The sequence below is a fragment of the Pseudomonas syringae genome (assembly GCF_000737245.1).
Taxonomy (GTDB): Bacteria; Pseudomonadota; Gammaproteobacteria; order Pseudomonadales; family Pseudomonadaceae; genus Aquipseudomonas; species Aquipseudomonas syringae_J.
Window position 1 is genome coordinate 73,519 of sequence record NZ_JPQU01000014.1, and the last position, 24,967, is coordinate 98,485.

General features: G+C 56.7%; 18 protein-coding genes, 1 tRNA gene and 1 pseudogene. 16 read left to right on the forward strand and 4 right to left on the reverse strand.

The window, feature by feature from the left end; translation table 11 throughout:
• Positions 1-68: 68 nt before the first annotated feature.
• Positions 69-145: transfer RNA gene (locus tag IV01_RS23420), tRNA-Arg, on the reverse strand.
• A 342-nt stretch (positions 146-487) separates the two neighbouring features.
• Here IV01_RS23420 and gabD point away from each other — a divergent pair.
• The 3 genes from gabD to IV01_RS23405 all read left to right on the forward strand — a co-directional run bounded on the left by gabD (position 488) and on the right by IV01_RS23405 (position 5,021).
• Positions 488-1,930 carry an NADP-dependent succinate-semialdehyde dehydrogenase gene (gabD, locus tag IV01_RS23415; protein ID WP_032625146.1) on the forward strand — a complete coding sequence of 481 codons (1,443 nt, stop codon included), beginning with the start codon at positions 488-490 and terminating at the stop codon, positions 1,928-1,930.
• A gap of 175 nt (positions 1,931-2,105) precedes the next feature.
• Positions 2,106-3,386 carry a 4-aminobutyrate--2-oxoglutarate transaminase gene (gabT, locus tag IV01_RS23410; protein WP_032625149.1) on the forward strand — a complete coding sequence of 427 codons (1,281 nt, stop codon included), beginning with the start codon at positions 2,106-2,108 and terminating at the stop codon, positions 3,384-3,386.
• Between the two features lie 273 nt (positions 3,387-3,659).
• A complete protein-coding gene (locus IV01_RS23405; protein WP_032625152.1) occupies positions 3,660-5,021 on the forward strand; it encodes an HDOD domain-containing protein in 1,362 nt (453 codons plus the stop codon).
• A 339-nt stretch (positions 5,022-5,360) separates the two neighbouring features.
• Here the strand turns inward: IV01_RS23405 and IV01_RS23400 are convergent, their stop codons facing one another.
• Both IV01_RS23400 and desA read right to left on the reverse strand, forming a co-directional pair.
• Complete coding sequence (locus IV01_RS23400; RefSeq protein ID WP_032625153.1) at positions 5,361-6,350, reverse strand: GGDEF domain-containing protein; 990 nt, start codon at positions 6,348-6,350, stop codon at positions 5,361-5,363.
• Between the two features lie 137 nt (positions 6,351-6,487).
• Entirely contained in the window at positions 6,488-7,672 is a 1,185-nt protein-coding gene (gene desA / locus IV01_RS23395) for a delta-9 fatty acid desaturase DesA (RefSeq protein ID WP_032625154.1), read from the reverse strand.
• Positions 7,673-7,829: 157 nt separating this feature from the next.
• On the opposite strand from desA, the gene dibA reads away from it, so the two are divergent.
• From dibA to IV01_RS23360, 6 genes are all read left to right on the forward strand, one after another.
• Positions 7,830-9,761, forward strand: a complete 1,932-nt coding sequence (dibA, locus tag IV01_RS23390) for a phosphodiesterase DibA (RefSeq protein WP_032625156.1) — start codon at positions 7,830-7,832, stop codon at positions 9,759-9,761.
• 246 nt (positions 9,762-10,007) lie between these two features.
• Positions 10,008-10,190, forward strand: a complete 183-nt coding sequence (gene oscA, locus IV01_RS23380; RefSeq protein WP_032625160.1) for a sulfur starvation response protein OscA — start codon at positions 10,008-10,010, stop codon at positions 10,188-10,190.
• A gap of 165 nt (positions 10,191-10,355) precedes the next feature.
• Complete coding sequence (locus IV01_RS23375) at positions 10,356-11,363, forward strand: sulfate ABC transporter substrate-binding protein (RefSeq protein WP_032625162.1); 1,008 nt, start codon at positions 10,356-10,358, stop codon at positions 11,361-11,363.
• A gap of 172 nt (positions 11,364-11,535) precedes the next feature.
• Positions 11,536-12,357 carry a sulfate ABC transporter permease subunit CysT gene (gene cysT / locus IV01_RS23370; protein ID WP_032625163.1) on the forward strand — a complete coding sequence of 274 codons (822 nt, stop codon included), beginning with the start codon at positions 11,536-11,538 and terminating at the stop codon, positions 12,355-12,357.
• A gap of 13 nt (positions 12,358-12,370) precedes the next feature.
• Entirely contained in the window at positions 12,371-13,243 is an 873-nt protein-coding gene (gene cysW, locus IV01_RS23365) for a sulfate ABC transporter permease subunit CysW (RefSeq protein ID WP_032625165.1), read from the forward strand.
• Positions 13,244-13,246: 3 nt separating this feature from the next.
• Positions 13,247-14,233: a sulfate/molybdate ABC transporter ATP-binding protein gene (locus IV01_RS23360; protein WP_032625167.1), complete on the forward strand. Its 987-nt coding sequence runs from the start codon at positions 13,247-13,249 to the stop codon at positions 14,231-14,233.
• A 185-nt stretch (positions 14,234-14,418) separates the two neighbouring features.
• Here IV01_RS23360 and IV01_RS23355 read toward each other — a convergent pair whose 3' ends face one another.
• A complete protein-coding gene (locus IV01_RS23355; RefSeq protein ID WP_032625169.1) occupies positions 14,419-14,943 on the reverse strand; it encodes a DUF962 domain-containing protein in 525 nt (174 codons plus the stop codon).
• Between the two features lie 83 nt (positions 14,944-15,026).
• On the opposite strand from IV01_RS23355, the gene IV01_RS23350 reads away from it, so the two are divergent.
• From IV01_RS23350 to IV01_RS0124475, 7 genes and pseudogenes are all read left to right on the forward strand, one after another.
• Positions 15,027-15,737: a Crp/Fnr family transcriptional regulator gene (locus IV01_RS23350; RefSeq protein ID WP_032625172.1), complete on the forward strand. Its 711-nt coding sequence runs from the start codon at positions 15,027-15,029 to the stop codon at positions 15,735-15,737.
• Positions 15,738-15,761: 24 nt separating this feature from the next.
• Positions 15,762-16,442: a response regulator gene (locus tag IV01_RS23345; RefSeq protein ID WP_032625174.1), complete on the forward strand. Its 681-nt coding sequence runs from the start codon at positions 15,762-15,764 to the stop codon at positions 16,440-16,442.
• Positions 16,443-17,307: 865 nt separating this feature from the next.
• A pseudogene (locus IV01_RS27340) lies at positions 17,308-17,625 on the forward strand (MFS transporter); the annotation flags it as partial.
• A gap of 429 nt (positions 17,626-18,054) precedes the next feature.
• On the forward strand, positions 18,055-18,636 hold the full coding sequence (locus IV01_RS23340; protein WP_032625175.1) for an alpha/beta hydrolase: 582 nt from the start codon (positions 18,055-18,057) through the stop codon (positions 18,634-18,636).
• Between the two features lie 93 nt (positions 18,637-18,729).
• Complete coding sequence (locus IV01_RS23335; protein ID WP_032625177.1) at positions 18,730-19,680, forward strand: sigma 54-interacting transcriptional regulator; 951 nt, start codon at positions 18,730-18,732, stop codon at positions 19,678-19,680.
• Between the two features lie 447 nt (positions 19,681-20,127).
• Positions 20,128-23,664 carry an RHS repeat domain-containing protein gene (locus IV01_RS23330; protein WP_195758732.1) on the forward strand — a complete coding sequence of 1,179 codons (3,537 nt, stop codon included), beginning with the start codon at positions 20,128-20,130 and terminating at the stop codon, positions 23,662-23,664.
• Positions 23,661-24,869 carry an RHS repeat-associated core domain-containing protein gene (locus IV01_RS0124475; RefSeq protein ID WP_050507257.1) on the forward strand — a complete coding sequence of 403 codons (1,209 nt, stop codon included), beginning with the start codon at positions 23,661-23,663 and terminating at the stop codon, positions 24,867-24,869. The genes IV01_RS23330 and IV01_RS0124475 overlap by 4 nt, the downstream gene beginning before the upstream one ends.
• Positions 24,870-24,967: the final 98 nt, after the last annotated feature.

Genomic DNA, 24,967 nt, shown 5'->3' on the forward strand with positions numbered 1-24,967 from the left:
CAAAGCCCGCACATGGCGGGCTTTGTTGGCTGTTTCGACACTGTCAGCGACAGCGTGAAACAAGAAGATGGTGCACCAGACGGGATTCGAACCCATGACCCCTGCCTTCGGAGGGCAGTACTCTATCCAGCTGAGCTACTGGTGCAATGCGGGCGCCATGATACTCATCTGGTTAGCGGGCGTCCATGGTGGTGAGTGCTGTTGTTGATTTCACACGTTTCCGGGTGTTTAGCTGACGCTGATCTGAAAATGTCAGGCAACGGATCGAAAGCGTTCTTTTTTTCGAACAGGCTATTGTCCTTTACCCCAGCAGTCCCTAGGATTCGTTTGAGATTTCAAACGCTCTTGCCCGGTTCTTCTACACTTTGGCAGCCTTGCACTGCGGGGGCCGGCGGCGAATGGATGATGAGTGTCCTCTTGGACGCCATCAATAATTTTGCTCCGCCGTCGTGCGGTGCGTTTTCGGTATATCAAAGCGGAGGCCGACATGCAGCTTAAAGATTCCAGTTTGTTTCGCCAGCAAGCCTATATCAATGGCGCGTGGCTGGATGCAGACAGCGGGCAGACCATCAAGGTCAACAACCCGGCAACCAACGAGATCCTCGGCACTGTGCCGAAAATGGGCGCGGCGGAAACCCGTCGTGCCATTGAAGCCGCCGACAAGGCGCTGCCAGCCTGGCGTGCGCTGACCGCCAAAGAGCGTGGTAATAAGCTGCGTCGCTGGTTTGAACTGATGATCGAGAACCAGGACGACCTGGCGCGTCTCATGACTCTGGAGCAGGGCAAACCGCTGGCTGAAGCCAAGGGCGAGATCACATACGCCGCTTCCTTTATTGAGTGGTTCGCCGAAGAAGCCAAGCGCGTCTATGGCGACGTGATTCCGGGCCACCAGCCGGACAAGCGTCTGATCGTGCTCAAGCAGCCGATTGGTGTGACCGCTGCCATCACTCCGTGGAATTTCCCGGCGGCGATGATTACCCGTAAAGCCGGCCCGGCCCTGGCTGCTGGCTGCACCATGGTGCTCAAGCCTGCTTCGCAGACGCCTTACTCTGCGCTGGCGCTGGCTGAGCTGGCCGAACGCGCGGGCATCCCGGCTGGCGTGTTCAGCGTGGTCACCGGCAGCGCTGGCGATATCGGCAGCGAACTGACTGGCAACCCGATCGTGCGCAAGCTGTCCTTCACTGGCTCGACCGAGATTGGTCGTCAGTTGATGGCTGAATGCTCGAAAGACATCAAGAAGGTTTCTCTGGAGCTGGGCGGCAACGCGCCGTTTATCGTGTTCGACGATGCGGACCTGGATAAGGCCGTCGAGGGCGCGATCATTTCCAAGTACCGCAACAACGGCCAGACCTGCGTCTGCGCCAACCGGATCTACGTGCAGGACGCGGTCTACGATGCGTTCGCCGAGAAGCTCAAAGTCGCAGTCGGCAAACTCAAGATCGGTAACGGTCTGGAGGAGGGCACCACCACTGGCCCCCTGATCGACGACAAGGCTGTGAGCAAGGTCAAAGAGCACATCGCTGACGCCGTAAGCAAAGGCGCGAAAGTGCTGTTCGGTGGCAACAGTCTGGAAGGCAACTTCTTCGAGCCTACGATTCTGGTCAACGTCTCCAAAGATGCAGCTGTTGCCAAGGAAGAAACCTTTGGCCCGTTGGCGCCGTTGTTCCGCTTCAAAGACGAAGCCGAAGTGATCGCTATGGCCAACGACACCGAGTTCGGTCTGGCGTCGTACTTCTACGCCCAGAACATGAGCCGCGTGTTCCGCGTTGCTGAGGCTCTGGAGTACGGCATGGTGGGTATCAACACCGGCCTGATCTCCAACGAAGTTGCGCCGTTCGGCGGCATCAAGGCGTCGGGCCTGGGCCGTGAAGGCTCCAAGTACGGCATCGAAGATTATCTGGAAATCAAATACCTCTGCCTGAGCGTCTAAGGCAGGATATTGCTACCTGCGGGGCGCGAGAGCGACGTTCCGCAGGTGTTAGTAGCACCAAAACCATTTTGGTGGCCGGGAGGCCGCGACAGTCGATCATCGTATGCTGCCGCCGTTGACCCCAGCCACTTGATCCTTGAACTACGCCGACCGATGAGCGGCGAATGAGGAAACCATGAGTCAGACAAACGCAGAATTGATGCAACGCCGTGAAGCCGCTGTTCCACGCGGTGTTGGCCAGATCCACCCGATCTTCGCCGCTTCGGCCAAGAACTCTACCGTTACCGACGTTGAAGGTCGTGAATTCATCGACTTCGCTGGCGGCATCGCAGTACTGAACACCGGTCACCTGCACCCGAAAATCATCGCTGCCGTGCAAGAGCAACTGACCAAGCTGACTCACACCTGCTTCCAGGTGTTGGCTTACGAGCCGTATGTTGAGCTGTGCGAAAAAATCAACGCCAAGGTCCCAGGTGATTTCGCCAAGAAAACCCTGCTGGTCACCACCGGTTCCGAAGCGGTAGAAAACGCTGTGAAAATCGCCCGCGCCGCTACTGGCCGCGCTGGCGTGATCGCCTTCACCGGCGCGTACCACGGCCGCACCATGATGACCCTGGGCCTGACCGGCAAAGTCGTGCCTTACTCGGCCGGCATGGGCCTGATGCCCGGCGGTATCTTCCGTGCGCTGTACCCGTGCGAGCTGCACGGCATCAGCGTTGACGATTCCATCGCCAGCATCGAGCGCATCTTCAAGAACGACGCCGAGCCTAAAGACATTGCCGCCATCATCATCGAGCCGGTTCAGGGCGAAGGTGGTTTCTACGTGGCGCCGAAAGCCTTCATGGCTCGCCTGCGCGAACTGTGTGACAAGCACGGCATCCTGTTGATCGCTGACGAAGTGCAGACCGGCGCGGGTCGTACCGGCACCTTCTTCGCCATGGAGCAAATGGGCGTGTCTGCCGACCTGACAACTTTCGCCAAATCCATCGCGGGCGGTTTTCCGTTGGCCGGTGTGTGCGGCAAGGCGGAATACATGGACGCCATCGCTCCAGGCGGTCTGGGCGGCACTTACGCCGGTAGCCCGGTGGCATGCGCCGCTGCGCTGGCGGTGTTGCAGGTTTTCGAAGAAGAGCACCTGCTGGATCGTTGCAAAGCGGTGGGCGAGCGTCTGGTGACTGGCCTCAAGGCGATTCAAGCCAAGTATCCAGTGATCGGCGAAGTCCGCGCCCTGGGTGCGATGATCGCCCTAGAGCTGTTCGAAAATGGCGATACGCATAAGCCTAATGCTGCTGCCGTAGCGCAGGTGGTTGCCAAGGCACGTGACAAGGGTCTGATCCTGCTGTCGTGCGGCACTTACGGCAACGTGTTGCGCGTGCTGGTTCCGTTGACTGCGCCGGACGAACAACTGGACAAAGGCTTGGCCATTCTCGAAGAGTGTTTCGCCGAGCTGGCTTGAAAATCGCCGGGGTCGTAATTGATTAAATTATGACCAAACGGACAAAAAAGACCCGCTTCGGCGGGTTTTTTTGCATTTTTAGAGGTGTATCCGGGCTTTTGAGCTATATCCGAACGAATGCATTGGCTAAGGTGGGTGCGTTGTTGTCGGAAAGATTATGTAGGAGCTGCCGAAGGCTGCGAACAGATGTGAAGGCCATTCGCAGCCTTGAGCAGCTCCTCCCAATAGATTTTTCCAGTTCAGATTGATGCGTTGTTCGATGAGAGAGTCCTGATGACGGCCGTAGATGTACCGGTACCTCGCGTATTGATTGCCGAATCCGACCCATGGGTTCGTGAAACGCTCAGTGAGTTGGTACAGGGCGTGCGCGGGGATATTGAGCTTGAGATCTGCAGCGACGGTAAACAGGCCGTCGCGTGGCTGAAAAAGTACAACCCTGATTTGATCATCGCGGCCAGAGAGCTTCCGTTGCTCGACGGTTTAAGCCTGCTGCGCGCCGTTCGCGGATTGAAACGTCAGCCTGCCACGCCCTTTATCCTGATCAGCAATCGCAGTGACAGCGCCAGCGTGCGCGAGGTGCTGCCGCTGGCCCCGACGGCTTATCTGACCAAACCGCTGGATACTGAAAAGCTGCGTGCGCGTGTGCAAGGCCTGTTGCTGGCGTGCCCCATTCCTGGCGCCGCTCCTGGGCTGGCACCAGGCGAGACCCTGGGTAAGTTTCTCGACAAACGTCGGGAGTCCGCCGACGGGGCGCCCTTGTTTGTCGATGTGGCGACGGCCATCAAGCTCAGCAAGGGGCCCGCGGGCGTTGACGCTACCTTGCTTGAGCAGGAATTGCGCAACGATCCCCACATCACTGCACTGTTGATCGCCTCGGCCAATATTGCCGCACAGCATTTGGGCAATCCGGTGCAAACGTTGCGCTCGGCATTGGCAGTATTGGGAGCGGTGCAGAGCACGCAGATCATTTCGGGACTGGCGAAAAAGCGCATGTCGGTGCTGAGCAATGCCGCGTTGCTGGCCCGCGCCAACGAGTTCTGGAGCTTGTCACAACGGACTGCCGAATACGGCCGCATTCTGGCGGGCATGCTTGAAGTGGATGCCGATCGCTGTTTCTGCGCAGGATTGCTGCAATCGCTGGGTGATCTGGCTGTGGTGGGCTGTTTGCAGGAATGGTTACAGGCAGGCGGCACTCTCAATGATGAGCAGATCACCAAGTCTCTGGAAAAATACTCCGCGGCGTTCGGCTCGGCCCTGCGCACTCGCTGGCGCTTGCCACTCGAGTTGCGGGAGCTGATCGCGGCGGTTTATCAATACAACACGGGCGTTAACACCCGGGAAGTGTTGGTCATGAACCTGGCGGGCCACATGGCGCGTTTGGGTGATCAGGACAGCGTCACTTCGCTGGTCAAAACCAAACCCGCGCGACTGTTGAAAATGACCGTGTCTGACTTGCAGCGCTTGCGCAAGAAACTGACCGGTGTGACCGACCCGAGCCTGCTGGCGCCGCTGGTGGTTGAAGCGCTGCCGGTGGTTGAAGAGAACGATGAGTTGGATTTGCTGGATGGCGCGCCGGAGCCGGATGTAGCTGCCGAGGCTGAGGAAAACGATTCAGCCGAAACGCCAAACCTGTAGGCCCGCAATTGGTCGCGACGAACGATGCCGCCTTGACCTGACAGACCGAGGTGCTCTTATCGCGGGCAAGCACCGCTCCCACAAAAGATCGCGGTCTGTCTGATACACCTCGGCGTCTGATTCGCGGGCAAGCCCGGCTCCAACGGGTTTGGTGATCCGTGGGAGCCTTGACCTGACAGACCGAGGTGCTCTTATCGCGGGCAAGCACCGCTCCCACAAAAGATCGCGGTCTGTCTGATACACCTCGGCGTCTGATTCGCGGGCAAGCCTGGCTCGAACGGGTTTGGTGATCTGTAGGAGCGCCACCCCGGTCGCTCCTACAGGGCAAGCATTCCGGGCTTAAACCAATACGATCTGGTTCTTGCCCTGACGCTTGGCCTGGTACATGGCGGCGTCGGCGCGGCCGTAGAGGGTTTCCAGGCTGGGGTCGGATTCACCCAGCGTGGTCAGGCCCTGGCTGGCAGTGATGCCAAATGTCTTGTCGCCACGCTGGAAGCTCAAGCGCTGGATTTCCCGTTGTAAACGTTCGGCAATCTGTTTGGCCATATCAGGCGCGCAGCCAACGAAGATGGCTGCGAACTCTTCGCCACCAATACGTCCAAACAGATCGCCACGCCTTAACGTCGACCTGCCGCATTCGGCAATGCGCTGCAAGACCACGTCACCTTCCTGATGCCCGTAGGTATCGTTGACCAGCTTGAAGTCATCAATGTCGAGCAGCAGAAAGGCCATGGGCGTGCCATGCAAGCGTGCCAGTTCGAACTCGCGCTGGGCACACTCGAAAAAATGCCGGCGATTGCTGCTCTGGGTGAGCACGTCGGTGGTCGCCAAGCGTTGCAGTTCGCTTTCGAGCTGTTTCTTCTCGGTAATGTCTTCGGCAATCCCCACCACGATCAAACGATGACCGGCGTCGGTCTGATGGCTGACAAAGCATTTATCACTGAGCCAGCGTACTTCGCCGTCAGCGCGAATGATCCGGTATTCGCGATCCTCAATGGCGCCTTTCTCGATGACCTCATTCAAGCTGCGCTCAGCGTAATTCAGGTCATCGGGATAAATACTGTCGCGCCACTCGCCAAAATCCGCCAGCAGCAAACCCGCCGAACGGCCGAAGATACGCTCGTAGGCCGGGCTGACGTAGATCATGCGCTGGGTGGCCCAGTCAAATGCCCACAGCACAGCGTTGACGCTCACTAGCAGCGAGCTGAACAGCTGCTCGCGCTCGCTCAGGCGCGCGACCTCAGCCTGGGCGTGCATAAGCGCCAGCATCGTTTCGGCGGCTTGCATTTCTGGGGAGGGATTCGATAACGGGGGGTTCTGCTTGTCCATGGCACTGCATCTCAAGAAGAAGTGCGGCGCACAGCCACAACATTTCCCATTATGTTATGGGCTGTTGTTCAGATTGGATTTACGGGTCGAAGTTCAAATCAGCCGCGCCCGAAGTACGGGCGCGCTGATCAGTGGTGTTACGCGTTGGCGGGGCGCAGCGAGTAGGTTTTCAGTTGATCGGCGAAATCGCGCAGGGACTGAATGCCGCTGGCCTCGGCTTCGTGGATCCAATCTTTCATGGCCGCGAGCATGTCATGCCCATTGCTGCTGGTCTTGACCCAGATCTGCTGCAGGGCCAGGCGTTTCTCGTAAATCACCTTCAGGGCATGGCTGTGTTCCAGCATGGTCTGAATGCGCAGGTGATGCTTGTCATCCAGCAGACTGGTCTCACGGGACAGCAAACGCTTGGCGCGGTGGAACTGATGACGCACCGACGCATCGGCCTTGGCCAGCTCTTGAGCTACCAGCGGGCCGATCACCAGCTTGCGGTATTGGGCCATGATCTGGAAACGGTTGTTGAGGATCGCCATGGCGGTGTCCATGTCGATATGGCCTTTGCCCTCGACGCGGTGGGCAATGGGGGCAACCCGCTGCACCTTCGCCAGACGCAAGGCGCTGAACACTTTGATCCACGCCCAGCCCATGTCGAATTCCCACTTCTTGACCGACAGCTTGGCCGAGTTCGGGTAAGTGTGGTGATTGTTGTGCAGCTCTTCGCCGCCAATGATGATGCCCCAAGGCACCAGATTGGTTGCAGCGTCACGGCATTCGAAGTTGCGATAACCCACGGCATGACCCAGGCCGTTGACCACGCCTGCGGCCCAGAAAGGGATCCACATCATTTGAATGGCCCAGACGGTGACGCCCAGCGCGCCGAACAGCGCCACATCGATAACGGCCATGATCGCAATGCCCAACAACGGGAACCGCGTATAGACCTTGCGCTCGATCCAGTCTTCCGGGCAATTCTTGCCGTAGATGCGCAAGGTGTCCGGGTTTTCCGCTTCGGCGCGGTATAGTTCTGCACCTTTGCGCAACACGGTGGACAGGCCTTTGACGACCGGGCTGTGCGGGTCATCAACGGTTTCGCATTTTGCGTGGTGTTTGCGATGGATAGCTGTCCACTCGCGGGTGTTCTGCGCTGTGGTCAGCCACAACCAGAAACGGAAAAAGTGCTTGAGGCCCGCATTCAGCTCCAGGGAGCGGTGGGCGGAGTAGCGGTGCAGGTAAATTGTAACGGCGACAATGGTCACATGGGTTATCGCCAAGGTGACTGCCACCAACTGCCAGACTGAAAGGTCGAGCAAACCGTTGTACCACATAGGCTGTATGGCCCTCGAAATGTTGCTTGTGAAGAAAAAATCAGCAGTGCGCATTATCACTTAGCCACCAGATAAAACCAGTCGCCCTTTCAGATAAGAGTCGCCAGATGTTTCTTATCCTATAATCCTGCCCTTTCGTAAGGTTTTTAGCTTTCTTATGACAGAATCATCCCGTGATGCGGTACGAATCACCCTGTTTTACGGGGCGGTGTCCATTCTATGGTTGGTCGTGTGCGACGTCCTGCTCCCTGATTTGATCGCAGATCCTAGTCAGTTGGGATTTGCCAAACAGATGAGTGGTTATGTCTGGATACTCATCAGCGCGGTTTTGATCTTCATTTCCCGTACTCGATTGCTGCGATTCATAGGCGTGGACCTCAGCGTGCGTCAGCAGCGCGAAGATCATGAGCGTCTGCGTCTGGCCGCCGCGGTGTTCGACAGCACCCTTGAAGGCGTGTTGGTCACCAATGCGCAAGGGCAGATCGTGCACGTCAATCGGGCGTTCATGGAAATTACCGGTTACCAGCTCGATGAAGTCGTAGGCCTGACCCCCAACAAGTTCAAGTCCGGTCGCCACGGGCCTGAGTTCTATCGACAGATGTACCGCTCCATCCTCAGTGCAGGGCAGTGGAGCGGGGAGATATGGAACCGGCGCAAAAGTGGCGAAATTTATCCACAGTGGCAAAGCATCCGCAGCGTCAAAGATAACGGCGGGGCGATCAAACACTTCGTTGCGGTATTTTCCGACATTACCGCCATCAAGCGCTCGGAACACGAGTTGCAGCAGCTTGCCCATTACGACCCTTTGACGGGTTTGCCCAACCGCCTTCTTTTCACCGACCGCACCGCTCAGGCGCTGAGTTATGCCCGCTCAATCAAACACGGCTGTGCGCTGCTGCTGATCGACCTGGATCATTTCAAGAACATCAATGACAGCCTCGGACATAACGTCGGCGATGAAGTGCTCAAGGCCGTGGCGCAGCGCATTCAGTCGTTGTTCGATACCGAAATTACCATTGCCCGGCTGGGCGGCGATGAGTTCGGACTGTTGGTGGAAAACTGTCAGCAAGTGATTCAGGCCGCAGGTTATGCGCAGCGCATTCTTGATGGTTTCAAAACCCCGTTTGTGCTGGAAAACCAGCAATTGTTTATCAGTGCCAGCGTCGGTATCAGCCTGTTTCCCAGCGATGCGTCGAACGCCGAGCAACTGCTGCGCAATGCCGATTCAGCACTCTTCAAAGCCAAGAGCGACGGTCGCGAGGGGTATGCCTTGTACACCGAAGAGCTGACCGCCCACGCGCAACAACGTGTGGAACTGGCCAGCGAGTTGCGCCGGGCTATCGAGCAACACGAGCTGCGGGTGTTCTACCAGCCGATTCACAGCCTTCAAGACAGTCGGATTCTGGGCGTCGAGGCCCTGGTGCGCTGGCAGCACCCCGTTCGTGGATTGGTGCAGCCAGGGGAGTTCATCCCGATTGCCGAGCAAATCGGTCTGATTGCCGACATCGATGCCTGGGTGCTGCGCACCTCTTGCCAGCAGATGTGCGATTGGTTGACGGCCGGGGTGGATATTTCCTTCGTCGCCGTCAACGTGTCCAGCCGACTGTTCAGCAGTGGTCAGCTTGATGTGCAGGTGGCGCAAGTGTTGCGGGAAACGGGGCTGGACCCGGCCCGTCTGGAGCTGGAAGTTACCGAAAGCGCGGTGATGCAAGACCCCGAGCAAGCCATCGAACAGCTGCACCGCCTGCGGGACCTGGGCCTGAGCCTGGCGATTGATGATTTCGGCACCGGTTATTCGTCGCTGCTGCGCCTCAAGCGCATGCCGGTGCAGAAGCTGAAGATCGACCAAGGCTTCGTTGCCGGCTTGCCCAGCGATGAGGACGACATCGCCATCGTTTGCGCAATCATCGTTCTGGCGAAGAGCATGGGTATGCGGGTGTTGGCCGAAGGCATCGAGCATGCCGATCAGGCCGGGTTCCTGCGTGACAGTGGATGTCAGCTGGGCCAGGGCTACTGGTTCGCCCGGCCGATGCCTGCCGAACAGATTGATTGGCTGCGAGCCCCGGACTTTCGCCAGCCGATTATCTGATTTGCCCCGTTGGAGCGAGGCTTGCCCGCGAATCATGCCCCGGGGTGTATCAGACAGATCGAGTTACCGTTCTTCGCGGGCAAGCCTCGCTCCAACAGGTCATATCTGCCTAAATGCACTTTAGTTATATCTAGATTCTTAAATAGTATTTTTAAGAATATCCCCGCGTCTCTAAGATTGCCTCCAAGCCAATAGCAGATCCCCGCGAGCGGGTCTGCAGGCAACTCAATTTCAAGGAGCACGATCATGAGCGCATCTCTGCGTAGCGTTGACGGTCAGGACGAAGCGGCGATTCTGCGCGAGATTCAGAGTGCGTTGCGCGATCTGCGTTTCGGGGCTGTGGAAATCACCGTGCACAACGCACAGGTTGTGCAGATCGAACGCAAAGAGAAGTTTCGTTTGCAGCATCCAGGCAATAAGCCGAGCTGAAGATTTAGCTGCACCTGTAGGAGCGCGCTTGCCCGCGATTGAGGCGACGCGGTACGTCAGAAAGAGCGCGTTATCGTTCATCGCGGGCAAGCGCGCTCCCACAGAACAAGCCACAACAAAATCAGAAAAAGCCAACAACACGACAGATTTCCAGGAGCTTGACCCATGTCCATTCGCCGTTATGCGCTGGCCGCACTCGCCAGTGCCGTGTTTGCCGGTTCCGCTGTAGCCAAGGATTACGAGTTGCTGAACGTCTCGTATGACCCGACGCGTGAGCTGTATCAGGAGTACAACGCAGAGTTCATCAACTTCTGGAAAACAAGCCACCCGGACGACAAGGTCGATATCAAGCAATCCCACGGTGGTTCGGGCAAGCAAGGGCGTTCGGTGATCGACGGGCTGCGCGCTGACGTCGTGACCCTGGCATTGGCGGGCGACATCGATGAAATCGCCAAGCTTGGCAAAACCCTCCCGGAAAACTGGCAGACCCGCCTGCCGGATGCCAGCACGCCTTACACCTCGACCATCGTGTTCCTGGTGCGTAAGGGCAACCCCAAAGGCATCAAGGACTGGGGCGACCTGATCAAGAAGGACGTTTCGGTCATCACACCAAATCCGAAAACCTCCGGCGGTGCTCGCTGGAACTTCCTCGCGGCGTATGGCTACGGCCTGAAGACCGGCGGCAGCGAAGCCAAGGCTAACGAGTACGTGAAAGAGCTGTTCAAGCACGTGCCGATTCTGGACACCGGCGCTCGCGGTTCAACCATCACGTTCGTGAACAACGGCCAGGGCGATGTGCTGCTGGCGTGGGAAAACGAAGCCTTTCTGGCACTGAAAGAAGATGGTGGCGCGGACAAGTTCGACATTGTCGTACCTTCGCTGTCGATCCTGGCTGAGCCTCCGGTCGCAGTCGTCGACAAAAACGCCGAGAAGAAAGGCAACACCGAAATCGCGACGGCTTACCTGAAGCATCTTTACAGCAAGGAAGGCCAGGAAATCGCTGCAAAAAACTTCTACCGTCCACGTGATGCAGAAGTGGCTGCCAAGTACGAGAAGCAGTTCCCTAAACTGAATCTGCTGACTATCGACAAAGACTTCGGTGGCTGGAAAACTGCGCAACCGAAATTCTTCAATGATGGCGGCGTGTTCGACCAGATTTATAAGGCGCAGTAACACAGGACCCGTAGGAGCGCGCTTGCCCGCGATGAGGCCATCCAATCAGACACATTTTTGGTGGTCGTCAGATTTGTCGCGGGCAAGCGCGCTCCTACAACGGCCATTCGCTGACTGCAGAACGAAGGACCCGCACTCGCTTGCGGCTTCGATGTGTTAACCAAGGACTTTTATGTCGCGACGCATTTCCCCCGTCATACCCGGCTTCGGGCTGACGCTGGGTTACACCTTGGTGTACCTCAGTCTGATTGTGTTAATCCCGCTGGCGGCGATGTTCATTCATGCCGCGCAGCTGACCTGGGATCAATTCTGGGCAATCATCACTGCGCCACGAGTGCTGGCGGCTCTGAAACTGAGCTTCAGCACGGCGTTCTATGCCGCTGTCATCAACGGCGTGATCGGTGTTTTGCTGGCTTGGGTACTGGTGCGCTATACCTTCCCGGGGCGCAAGATCATCGACGCAATGATCGATTTGCCGTTCGCGTTGCCGACTGCGGTTGCCGGTATCGCCCTGACCGCGTTGTATGCGCCAAATGGGTTGATGGGGCAATTCGCTACGGACCTGGGTTTCAAAATCGCCTACACCCCGCTGGGTATCACGCTGGCATTGACCTTCGTGACGCTGCCTTTCGTGGTGCGCACGGTGCAGCCGGTGCTGGCCGATATCCCTCGTGAAGTCGAAGAAGCCGCTGCCTGCCTCGGCGCGCGTCCGTTACAGGTGTTCCGGCACATTCTGGTGCCTGCGTTGTTGCCTGCCTGGCTGACCGGTTTTGCCCTGGCTTTCGCCCGTGGCGTGGGTGAGTACGGCTCGGTGATCTTCATCGCCGGCAATATGCCGATGAAAACCGAGATTCTGCCGCTGCTGATCATGGTCAAACTCGACCAGTACGATTACACCGGCGCGACGGCCATTGGCGTGATGATGCTGGTGGTTTCTTTCATTCTGTTGCTGCTGATCAACTTGCTGCAGCGGCGCATCGAAACCCCATCCTGAGGAGGCGCAGAACATGTCCTATTCATCTGTTTCAGCCGCCGCCTCAGCCAACGCCGCCCGTCGTGGCAGCGCGGTGTCGCGGCGGATCCTGATCATCCTGTGCTGGCTGGTATTCCTGCTGTTTCTGGGATTGCCGCTGTTCATCGTTGTGTCTCAGGGTTTGAAGAACGGCCTTGGTGCATTCTTCACGGCGATTCTTGAGCCTGATGCTTTGTCGGCCCTCAAGCTGACGGTCATCGCCGTATTGATCTCGGTGCCGCTGAATCTGGTATTCGGCGTCAGTGCTGCGTGGTGCGTGAGTAAATACTCGTTCCGAGGTAAGAGCATCCTGGTGACCCTGATCGACCTGCCGTTCTCGGTGTCGCCGGTGATTGCCGGTCTGGTCTACGTTTTGATGTTTGGCGCCCAGGGCTTTTTCGGCCCGTGGTTGCAGGACCACGACATCCAGATCGTCTTCGCGCTGCCGGGTATTATCCTGGCGACTATCTTCGTCACCGTGCCTTTCGTGGCCCGTGAACTGATCCCGCTGATGCAGGAGCAGGGCACTCAGGAAGAGGAGGCCGCGCGGCTGCTGGGCGCCAACGGCTGGCAGATGTTCTGGCATGTGACCGTGCCGAACATCAAATGGGGTCTGATCTATGGCGTGGTGCTCTGTACCGCCCGGGCCATGGGCGAGTTCGGGGCGGTGTCGGTGGTGTCCGGGCACATTCGCGGCGTCACCAACACTCTGCCGCTGCACGTCGAAATTCTCTATAACGAGTACAACCACGTGGCAGCCTTTGCCGTGGCGAGCTTGTTGCTGATCCTTGCGCTGTTCATCCTGCTGCTCAAGCAGTGGAGCGAAGCGCGCATTAACCGTCTGCGCCAAAGTGCGGCGGAGGAATAACTCATGTCGATCGAAGTCCGTAATGTCAGCAAGAACTTCAACGCCTTCAAGGCCCTGAACAGCATCAATCTGGACATCCAGAGTGGCGAGCTGGTGGCGTTGCTTGGCCCGTCCGGCTGTGGCAAGACCACCTTGCTGCGCATCATTGCCGGTCTCGAAACTCCGGATCAGGGCAGCATTGTCTTTCATGGCGAAGACGTCTCCGGCCATGACGTGCGTGATCGCAACGTCGGTTTCGTGTTCCAGCACTACGCGCTGTTCCGCCACATGACCGTGTTCGATAACGTCGCATTCGGCCTGCGTATGAAGCCCAAGAACCAGCGCCCGAATGAAAGCCAGATCGCCGTCAAAGTCCACGAGCTGCTGAACATGGTGCAGCTGGACTGGTTGGCAGATCGCTACCCGGAGCAGCTATCTGGCGGGCAGCGTCAGCGTATCGCCCTGGCCCGTGCTCTGGCGGTAGAACCTAAGGTATTGCTGCTGGATGAGCCGTTCGGCGCTCTGGATGCCAAAGTGCGGAAAGAACTGCGTCGCTGGTTAGCGCGTCTGCACGAAGACATCAACCTGACCTCGGTTTTCGTGACCCACGACCAGGAAGAAGCCATGGAAGTGGCCGATCGCATCGTGGTCATGAACAAGGGTGTGATCGAGCAGATCGGCTCACCGGGCGAAGTGTACGAAAACCCGGCCAGTGATTTCGTTTATCACTTCCTGGGTGATTCCAACCGCCTGCACATTGGCGAGGAGCACGTGCTGTTCCGGCCCCACGAAGTGTCGCTGTCACGCTCCGAACTGGAAGACCACCACGCCGCGCAAGTGCGCGATATTCGACCGTTGGGCGCAACTACGCGGATTACCCTGAAAGTCGAAGGCCAGAGCGAGCTGATCGAAGCCGAAGTGGTGAAAGACCACGACAGCCTGACCGGCCTGGCCCGGGGCGAGACGTTGTTCTTCAAGCCGAAGGTCTGGCAGAAGGTTGCGGGGATTTAAATAAAGGCTCTCACCGGACGGGTGCGATGCACCGATCCTGTGGGAGCGAGCTTGCTCGCGAAGGCAATGTTCCTGCCCACAGAAATATATTCGGCTCGACTGGCCACTTCGCGAGCAAGCTCGCTCCCACAAGGGATCTTGCGCGTGGCCGAATCAGAGGTCAGGTCCCTATAAACAGCCCCATCTCACACCACCCGCTTCAAATCCCGCCTACCTACCGGGCCCACCCGTTCTTCGATCGCATGCTGCAACGGCTTGCGCATCCCCAGCAAAAACGCCAGTTCAGCCACGACGAACAGCGGGCCGATGATTAATCCTGAAACATCATCGATGAACGCCGGTTTGCGACCTTCGTAATAATGGCCGACGAACTGGATGATCCAGCCCAGCACAAACAATCCGACCCCAGCACTGAGCCAGACCATGGTCGCTTGCTGTGCAAGCACTGCGCTTGCCCAGAGACACAGCCCCAGCAGTACGCACATCAACAGGCCGAACGGGCGATCAAGGCGCAGATAGAAAACCACGGACGCTGCTGCCACCAGTGCAGCAGGGGAAAACCACACACCGCTCAGCATCCATCCGGGACGTGACAGCAGGACGGCCACTGCCACGACGATCAGTGGAATGCCGACAAAGTGAGTGATGATATTGCGCGAGTCACGGTGGTAGCCCGCGTATTGGCTGAGATGATCAGTGAGGTTTTTCATTATTATTCCTCCTTGGGCGATAAACGATTCTGCTACGGTTTCGTCTTGAAAGGGATTCGATTCACGATAAAAGGAAGCAAAACATGACAACTGGAGCTGCATGGCGGTCACGGCTGATGAACGATTACTGGTTCTCGCATCTGCCGGCTGACTTGCAGGATAGCCTGCTCAACGCTGCACGCCAGACTCGCAGGACGCCGGGCAAATTATTGTTCCAGAAGGGTGATGCACCTTGTGGGTTTTATGCTCTGCTTGAAGGCTCGGTGCGCATGGGGCCGGCCTGTGATCAGCGTCTTGCGCCGCGTTTGGAAGCAGTGCGCACGCCCTTTTGGTTTGGCGAGGTGTCTTTATTCGATGGCATGCCGCGCCGGTTCGATGCTTACTCCATGGAACAGAGCATTTTTCTCCATGTGCCTCAGGCCGTGATGCTGGAAATACTGGAGCGAAATCCGGCCCATTGGCGTCCCTTCGCCAGCTTGCTCAGCGTCAAGCTGGGGATCGACTTACTGCACCCGGATCGCATCGCATTACTGCCTGCCAAGGCCCGGGTTGCGTGGCGGCTGCTGATGTTGGCCGAGGGGTATGGACACCTGAGTCACGCCCGGCGTTTGATTTCACTGGATGAAATTCAATCGGTTCGCACCACGGGTCTGGCGCGTCCAGAGCTGCTTGACGTGTTGCAGGACCTGCATCAGCGCAAGATCGTGCGGCTGGGGGATGACCAGCTGGAAGTCTTTGATGTCTTCAAATTGCACAAGGTAGCCAGCGTCAAGCGCGCCAAGTCGTTATGCTGAGGGCCTGAATAATCGAGGTGAGTCATGCGGCTGTTGTTAGTGGAATACGATGCCAGGACGGCCAAAGAACTGGCCGAAGGCTTTGCCGAGTCGGGTTTTGCGCTGGATGTGGCGCTTAATGGCCTCGACGGTCGCCATTTTGTCGAAGAGCAAAGCTACGACCTGATCATCCTTGACGTGATGCTGCCTGGCCTTAATGGCTGGCAGTTACTGCAACTGATCCGCCAGCGTGGCGCTACGCCGGTGTTGTTTCTGACCGCGCCGGACGCCATCGAAGATCGGCTGCGAGGTCTGGAGCTGGGCGTGGATGACTACCTGCTCAAGCCCTTCAGCTTTGAGGAATTACTGGGCCGTGTACGCAAACTGCTGCGCCGTGGCCCCACCGGCGATGCCGCCAGTATCAGCATCGCCGACCTGGAAATCGACATGGCCCTGCAGCGTGTCAGCCGAGGCGGGCAGCGCATTTCCATGGGTGAAAAAGAATTCGCTCTGCTGCAGTGGCTCGCTAGCCGTCAGGGCGAAATCCTCAGCCGCGCACAGATCGCGGCACAGATTTTCGACAACGACCCGCGCCCGGTCGAAGTCGCCATCCACCGCCTGCGCTCGAAAATCGACGAGCGCTACCTGCCGAAGCTGATTCATGACGTTGGCGAAGACAGCTATCAGTTAGCGCTACTGGAAGATGAGGCGTTTGACTTGCGGTGAGTGGATATCTGCCTCTGTAGGAGCTGCCGAAGGCTGCGAATCGCGGTGTACCTGACACACCGCTTCGCGACCGTCGTAACCTCCGATTGCTCCTACAGGATCGCGGCGCTTCAGATAAAACACGGATCCCGTAGGAGCTCACCGAGGTTACGAGGCCAGCGATGGCGGTGTACCTGACACACCGCTTCGCGACCGTCGTAACCTCCGATTGCTCCTACAGGATCGCGGCGCTTCAGATAAAACACGGATCCCGTGGGAGCTCACCGAGGTTACGAGGCCAGCGATGGCGGTGTACCTGACACACCGCTTCGCGACCGTCGTAACCTCCGATTGCTCCTACAGGATCGCGGCGCTTCAGATAAAACACGGATCCCGTAGGAGCTCACCGAGGTTACGAGGCCAGCGATGGCGATGTAACTAACACTCCGCGTCATCGTTCATCGCGGGCAAGCGCGCTCCCACTGAATCTGTGACTGATAAGTCATTAGTCGTCGTATGACGCTTCGCAAAATCCCTTTCCGCGAAAATCCCCGAATCACCCTATAGCTAATGGTCTAAACCCCCTATCGCCCCATTGACGGTGTAACAAGGTGTGTCTATAAACCGCATAGTCATACGATGACTAGGCGAAACCTGGTTTTTGCAACCATAAAAATAATACAAAGAGTAACAATCCCAATGAGCACCCTCGTTTCTCATTCCTGTGGACACTCCCCCTCACGTTCATCCGTGCCCGTAACCGCGTGCGGCCTCACCGTGGGCTGCTGGTAGATAACCGTCTTTAAGCGAGAGCAACTCGCCGCCGCTCCGATAACAGCCAATAACAAAAGGTGAAGAGATGAAAATAAAAGGGATCCGCTGGTGGATGGTGGGGCTGGTAATGGCCGGTCTGGTCGTCAACTACCTCGCGCGCAACACGCTTTCCGTGGCCGCGCCAACGCTCATGACCGAGCTGAGCATCAGCACTGAGCAGTATTCGCACATAGTCGTAGCCTGGCAGATTTGCTACGCGGTGATGCAACCGGTTGCTGGCTACATCATTGATGCCATCGGCACAAAGATGGGCTTTGCGATTTTCGCCGTGGCCTGGTCCGCAGCCTGCGCTGTAGCGGCGTTTGCCACTGGCTGGCAGAGCCTGGCGATCTTCCGCGGCATGCTTGGCTTCCTCGGTGCAGCGGCTTTCACCATGGTGTTTGGGGTATTGGTCACCAAAATCGGCTACAGCCCGCTGTTCGTCGTACTGGCTGTGTTCGACATCATCGCTGCGGTGGTGGTCTGGAACGTCGCACGGGAACTGCCGGAGCAGCCATTGGCAGTGAATACCGTGCATCCGGAAGGTAATCCGCTGCCAATCTAAGTCGTACCCGTAGGAGCACGCTCCTACAGACGAATATCTGTAACAAAGGTTGAGTACCTTCAACCCTGCCCACTGAAAGGTGGGTCAACACAGCAGTTTTTTTATCGGGGTTGTTCCTTAGGCAGGGGACAGCCCCTTTTTTTAGCGTATGTATATTCGATTTAGCTATTGATCGATAGCTTCTTATTCCTTATTTATTCCACCCCGCTTCCTTATACTCAGCCTCATGAACGCAACATGCAGGAGGCTTACCCCATGCATAACGAATCGATCCGCTATCTGATCGTGCCAGGCTGGCAAGGGTCGGGCGATGAGCACTGGCAAACTCACTGGCAATACAGCTTGCCCAACAGCTCGCGAGTGGAGCAGGCCGACTGGTTCAAACCACGCCTTGAAGACTGGGTGGGCGAGTTGCAGCGCGCTATTTCAGCTGAGCGCACTCCGGTCATCCTTATTGCCCATAGCCTGGGCTGCATCACCGTTGCCCATTGGGCACGGCTGGCTCCGCTGGAGTCTCTGCGTCAGGTCCAAGGCGCTCTTCTGGTCGCGCCTGCAGATGTAGAACGCCCAGGCTGCTCGCCTGCCTTGCGCAACTTTGCGCCGATCCCGAAAGACTTGTTGCCGTTCCCGACCCAGATCGTCACCTCGGATAACGACGCTGCGGTCAGCACCCAGCGCGCCATGGAAATGGCCCGTGATTGGGGCGCAGAAACCTGCATTCTCAGTCAGGCGGGGCATATCAACGTCAAGTCGGGGCACCGTCGCTGGGAGCAGGGCTTCGCTTATCTGTATCGCCTGCAAAGCCGAATGGAACATCACGCCCGGCGTCGAGCATGAATTTATCCAGTGCGGAGTGTTCCGCGCTTGCCCTCAAGATCCTGTTCTTAGTTAACGTTTGAGTCATCACAAGGGCTCAGGCGGGAGTTTGCCATGAGCCTTAAAGAACCTTTCGGTCAGCCGTTGCTGACCTTCCCCGACGCCGAAAAAAGCCCGCTGAGCATTCGCGCCAAAGCGTTGGTGTTCATTGATCCGCGCGCCCGCCGTTTGCGCGAAGAAATGGAACAGTTGGCGCCTCGCGCGCTGCCGGTGCTGATTCGTGGCGAGTCCGGCACCGGCAAGGAGTTACTGGCCCGCCATATTCATCGTGGCAGTGACCGCACCGGTTTGTTCGTCTCGGTCAATTGCGGCGCCATCAGCCCAACCTATGCCGATGCCGAGCTGTTTGGGTACGCCGCCGGTGCACACAGCGGTTCGGCCAGTAGCCGCGCAGGCTGGTTTGGCTCTGCCAACGGCGGCACATTGTACCTGGACGAAATCGGCGATCTGCCGCTGCCGATCCAGAACAAGCTGCTGGCTGCGCTGGAAAACCACGAAGTGACCCGCGTCGGCTCGCAACAACCCAGCCCGGTAGACGTACGACTGGTCGCCGCCACCAGCATCGACCTGGCCCAAGCCGTGGCCGTCGGCAAGTTTCATGAGCGGCTGTTCCACTACCTCAGCGAAGGCCACCTTGAGCTGCCTGCTTTACGTGATCAACCAGGCAACATCCTGCCACTGGCCGAATATTTTCTTGGCATATACAGCCAGCGCCTTAACCTCGCCGTGCCGCTGATCAGCGACGCCGCGCAGCGGGTTCTTGAAGCGCACAGCTGGCCGGGCAATACCCGCGAGCTGGAAAATGTTATCCACTTCGCATTGCTGGTCAGCAGCGGTGAGGAGATCCTGCCAGAGCATCTGAATCTGCCGGTAGATACGAACCCGCTGCAAGAGATTGAGCGCCTTGTAGGAAATGTTCTTGTTGATGCAAAGGTTGAGCAACTCTTTGCACTGCAACGAGCGCTTGAGGCGGCTATCGCGCGGGTGAAACTTGCCATAAGTTGACCTGCTATTCCGGTGTTCCCGCGCCGTGCCCCCTTTCCAGAGGCGCGGCGTTTTTTGTTCTGGCGACAGGTGCGCTTAATAAATCTGTAATAAAAAGGGAAAATATCCCACGCATTCTGACTCCAAAAACTCAAGGTAAAGTTGTTAATTATCTATTGAATTAAAATTGATGAGCCGTTTTGAATGGCTGTTTATTACTTTTGATTGCGTGCGCTAGACAGGTGTAAAAACTTGGGTGAAGCTGAGTTCGTGACGAGATACTAGTCTCTTTATTTAATAAGCTGAGGGTGGTGTATGGAGTTTCTGGTCTGCTTCCGCTAGCTGTCCATGGGGCTGGTTAAGCCGGGTCAGCTGGTTTCTCTGAGGGCTCTCTTTTTCTGTTTAAAAGATGGCTGGATTAATAGGCTCGCTCCCTGTGCGCCTTTTGCGTCATTAAAAGGAATTGTTATGACTACTCCAAATGCGTCTGGATTGTATTCCAACGCCCATAATTTTTTGAGTTTTGTTAATGCCGGTGTTGACCCCCGCACTGGTACCTATAGTTGCAATTTTTCTCTTCCCGAGCTTTTGGCGAATGCGTTGAGCGGCCCCTCTGTGCCCTTGGTTCTAGGGTTTAGCGCACTTCAAAGTGATGACCTGGGCTTTGGCAAAGGCTGGAGTCTGCAACTGTCTAACTTTAACCGGACGACAGGGAAACTTAGTTTGTCCAATGGTACAAGCCACATGGCGGCTGTCACCAGTGGGAACTTTATTCTCAGGGACAAGAAAATCAAAGACCTGAAAACCAGCCGGGCGGGTCGTGACCTGTTTATTGAACACAAGTCTGGAATACTTGAAGTATTGAGTAGCACATCGTCCAGTTCAAGTGAGTGGTTGGTGTCGAAAATTTACTCTCCTGAAGGCCGGGCTATTTATCTGGAGTACAGCAACGTCCCTGGAGGCCGCCTGTTACGTACCCTGCGTGATGAAAATCAGAGATTGCTGACAGTAGATGTCTCAAACGGCTCATCGCGAGTATCCAGCATCACGCTGTGGCCCGACAGCTCAGCGGACAGGCTGGTCATTGAGCTAACACAACGAAAAGGTGAGCTGCAAAAAATCACGGTGCTGTCGGACAAGAAGTTCTCTGGCGCCTGGGGGTTTGAATACCAGAACGTCACGGGTTTGAACGTCATTACACGACTGGATTTACCGACTGGCGGCACTGAAAAGATCAGGTACCAGTCGTCGGGGCTACTGCTGCCTCCCGGTGCACCGATGCGAGCGTTACCGGCCGTCTCCTCGCATACCATTGAGCCGCACAGCGGCCAGCCAGCCATTACTCGTAAGTACACCTACTCACCCAGTAACTACCTGGGTTACGCATCGAGTGTTAAATGGCGTGGTGACGGGGATAATCTTTATGAGGCTAATGCCGACTACAGGTACAGCTCGACTGAAAATCTGGTTCAGGGCAAACAGACGATACGCAGGACGGTTCGTACCTATAACCGCTTTCATTTGCAAGTCGAAGAAACGGTTACCCAGAATGGCAAAGTCACTCGTAACAGTACTCGGTATCATGACAAAGCCAATGTGCATTTCAAAAATCAACCTGCTAATTTACAGCTTCCCGCCAAAGTTGAAGTGACGTACTCCGATACGTCGATCCGTAATCGTGAACGCACTGAAACGACCCTGACCGAATATGACGATTGCGGCAACATTCTGAAGAAAGTGTCTCCAACCGGCATTGTCGAAGTTTTCGAATACTATCCGGTCGGGGCCTCCGATGGATGTCCTGCAGACGGATTCGGGGAACAGCGCTGGCTGAAAAGTAAAACGTTGAAACCTGCACCGGGCTTCGCCCCAGCTCCGACGATGGTGACTCACTATAGATACGTTGAATTACCCTCGGCGAGCTCGGAACGAGGTAAGTTCCTGGCTGTGGCTCAAGAATCCGTTATTCAGGATGGGCAGACCGAGCCAGTGGTGACCATTACCTGGGACTATGAAAGTAATCTCATGAGTAAGGGGTTCGGGCGCGTGAAGCAGAAAACAGAAACCGTCACGGGGGTCACCACCACTTTTGACTATAGCTACGAGTTTATTGATGGGGCCCTGTGCACCCATACAACATTGACCGCCGCCGATGGTTGCAGCAGCAGCACGTCCACCTGGCAAAACATATCGACCGGTGCAGAGGTCAAAGTGGTCGAGCAGTTGGGGGTTACCATCAAGACTGGCCACGACCGACTCGGCCGTAAAACCCTTGAAATGGTCGCGCCCGAGACATCTGGCCAAGCGGTCAAAACTTACAGTTATAAGCTGCCCGAAATACGGGATGAGCCGTACGAAACCCATTCAGTTGCGGTCAACGGCGCCAAGACGGTAACCCGGTTTGACGGCATGAGTCGTGAGTCAGTCATTGAGATTCAGGATCTCGACACAGTAAAGGCGCCAATGCGTGATATTTACCGTGCCAACTATGACCTGCTTGGCCAACTGATTGAGGAGGTCAACACGGATTGGCTCGATGGCAAACCCTATGCAATGTCGACCCGGCACACCTACGACGACTGGGGAAATCGTAACGCGAGCACTGGCCCCGATGGGGTGATCAGGCACGACTCATATGACCCTATCCTGCTGACTCAAACTCAAGGTCTGGATAAGGCCGGCACAACGGTGTTGACCAAAAACGTGTTTGGCAAGAACGATTCTGTCGAGCGGTTTGATCGCGAGGGTAACTCGCTTGGCATTACTGAATACCTATATGACGGGCTGGGCCGTTGCGTGCAGCAAATCAACCCTGACGGTCACACCACACGATTTGGATACGATTTTGCCGATCGTTTAATCATGACCAAGCTGCATGACGGGACTTGCATCAAGAAGCAATTCGTTGCGCATAGCACTGAAAACCTGGCGACACACATCTGGGTTAACGAATATCTGGCAGGTCAACGAGCCTACGATGGGTTGCTGCGAGTCACGAGCACCACCGTAGGCGGGCGTACAGAAACGTTTACCTATGAGGGTGCCCAACCCAATCCAACGACCCGTGTCACGGCCAGTGGAAAAATTGTTTCATACGAGTACGACCCAGTACTGAACAATCAAATGACAGAGCGCAGCGTTGAAGGCAGTAGCCATCTGTCCGCCACTTTTACCTATGACTGCACCCATGCCAGGTTGACAGAGGCCTCTAGCCCTGACCATCAGCACCAGCTTATGTACTCCCTGTCGGGCCAGCACATCGGCGACCAACTCGATGGCCAAGGTTTGCTGAGTGCGGGGCAGCGCCATTCGCTCAAGGGTCTGCCTATGCAGTACACCGATGCGTCAGGTGTTGCACAAGTGACCCAATACGATGCGCTCTGTCGAATTTCCAAGGTGAAGCAAGGCTCGGTCACCGCCGATTATCACTACGACTCGTTCGGCCGTGTCGGCAAGATTGAAACCGTCGACAACCAAACTAAACGCAAGCTGACCACCCAATTGGAGTACGACGACTTCGGGCGCGAGGTAGGTCGGTTGTTGACCGTTGATTCCAATCAACCTGAGGAGTTGACTCAGCAGTTCGATGCAAGCGACAGGCTCGTCCAACGCACCCTCAAACAGGGTCATAGCGTGCTACGTGATGAGACCTTTGCGTACGACTCACGTGGACGCCTTGAACAGTATCAGTGCAGTGCAAAGTACTTGCCTGTTGATTCGGCCGGTAACGCCATCCACGGCCAGACTTATGTCTATGACCAGCTGGATAACATTACCCAATTGACAACCCGGTTTACCGGCGGCGAAAACATCGCGACTTACACGTACGAATATCTGGACAAAACCCAGCTGAGCCGAGTCGCCCATACCCATCCTGATTACGCCTCACAACAAGCGACATTCACTTATGACGGCGATGGCAACCAGCTCAATGACGAGTGTGGCCGTCGCATGATTTATGACGATCTGGGCCGCCTGGCTTCGATCGCGCAGGAGCACGCATGAATCAACAAGGAATTCTGATCAATTATCGGTACGACGCTCTGGATCGCCTGATTGGCGTCGAGCCAGTGGGGGCCACCGCCACAACCCGCATCTATCGCGATGAGCGGCTGGCAACACAACTGGAGGGTGGGCGGCAGCACAGCATGATCGAAGCAGGTGGAAACGTACTGGCCCAATGCACGCGCTCTGGAAATTCGGTGGTAAATAGCCTCCTGGGCTGTGACCAGCAGAACAGCGTGCTGCAAACAGTCACCGGTAACGACACCCAGCGCACCGCTTACACCCCTTATGGCGGGCAGGTCGCTCAAAGCGGCATGCAAAGTCTGCTGGGTTTCAACGGTGAACAACCCGACCCGGTCACCGGCTGTTATCTGCTGGGAAACGGTTACCGCGCCTACAATCCGGTGTTGATGCGCTTCCACAGCCCCGACAGCATGAGCCCTTTTGATTCGGGCGGACTGAACCCTTACGCCTATTGCATGGGGGATCCGATCAACAGAAGCGACCCGACCGGGCATTTTTCCTTCAAAGCGTTTCTGGGTATCGCGGTTTCGGTGGCTGCTATTGCCCTTACGGTTATCACTCTGGGTGCGGGTGCTCCCTTGACCGGTCCAGCCGTTTTCATGGCCGCAATGAGTATCAGCAGCGATGTTTTCGGCATCGCCAGTGAAGTGGTGTCCGAATTGGCTCCTGACTCCAATGCTGGGCAGATCCTGGGTTATTTAAGTATGGGTCTGGCAGCTGGCTCACTGGCAGGCGCGAAGGCCGCCAAATTTTCCGCATCTCGGGGTAATCAGAAGGCAGCCCGCTTTATTGGCAAGGGAGCAGCGACGGCAACCCGGCAGGGGGCGATAAAAGCTCCCCAAGGGAAATCACTGCAGAACTTCAGCAAGGCTGTGAAGGTGGGTAAAGCTACGAAGGTTGCTATTGCCGCGCCCAAAGCTTTGAGGCGGGCGAAGCAGATCTCCAGGCACGTGGATTGGCTTGGCTACCGGCTTGACGCTGAAGACCTTCTCGAGGATCTCATCGGCGACGGTGGGCAACCCTCGGGGACAGGGGAGTCCAACCAGCGCCTGACTACTCTCGACACGTTTCTACGTGGCAACCCAGAGCAGGCGGCGCAAGGTCTGGCGCACCCCAATATCAAACCTGGTGACTTCCTTACCGCCTACCAAAACCGAGTGATGGCCATCCGAGAGCTGTGATTGCGGTAAGGCTGACAGTGTTAAGCATCCTAAAAAGCATAAGCAATTGCCAAAAAAGTATTGTCTTGGAATAAAAAATATCGGTAATGTCCGCTCCA